General features: G+C 42.7%; 1 pseudogene. It reads left to right on the top strand.

Annotated features, from left to right (window positions below):
• Nucleotides 1–97: 97 nt before the first annotated feature.
• Nucleotides 98–723 (top strand): annotated as a pseudogene (locus BFF42_RS27920) (type VI secretion system tube protein Hcp); the annotation flags it as partial.
• Between the last annotated feature and the right edge of the window lie 94 nt (nucleotides 724–817).

Here is an 817-nt window from a genome sequence, read left to right as displayed (position 1 = left end):
ATCATCTGTACTCCAATGACTAGTCTAAAAACTAGTATTAAGACTATCACTTATTTAAGTGATACTGGTTGTCTGGAGATTCAGGGGGCCAGTCTACAATCACCTGTTTACTGAGAACAATCTGGATACAGAAGCCATCACTGTCAGTTATGAATATATACTCTCCAGGCATCTGATTGCTAATACTGAATTTAGTTATTTGGCATTTCCCGATAACTACAACCGTCTGTTTATACCACGGCCAAAAACTAAAGCTGGTAATGGTTCAAAACACTTAATAGTAAAGCGGTTGGCAGACTGCTTGCTGCTGGCGGCATATACAATGGGAATATCGAAGGATTCAGGGAAACAGCAGACAAGTTGGGGGGAGATGCACCTGCTGGTTACGATCAATTTATGGATAACAAAGGGTTACTCATCGCTGGTGCTTCAATAGTTGCTGGAGCAGTTCTGGGGAGAATGAGACTCCCTGATTTGGAATCACTTGAGCATTTCGGAGCCAGAGGAGCAGTATCAGGAAGACCATTTAATCCCGACCTTGCCGGTGGTCCAATAGAAAATCTGACGACAGATGGCGTAACAATCAACAGGGAAGGTATCGCTATTGTTGAAAAACACATAGCCAGATTTGGTCATGACCCTGTAAATGAAGTGATGATCAATAGACTGAAAGACATTGAGAAAGGAAAAATCCCCCCAGAACAAGTAGATCTTAACTTCTGGTGATGCTGCCAACTTACTGATTTAGTGTATGATGGTGTTTTTGAGGTGCTCCAGTGGCTTCTGTTTCTATCAGCTGTCCCTCCTGTTCAGCTAC

Source organism: Shigella sp. FC1661, from assembly GCF_001712525.1.
Taxonomy (GTDB): domain Bacteria; phylum Pseudomonadota; class Gammaproteobacteria; order Enterobacterales; family Enterobacteriaceae; genus Escherichia; species Escherichia coli.
The sequence above is the reverse complement of the archived record's forward strand: the minus strand, read 5'-3'. Positions and strand labels throughout refer to the sequence as shown.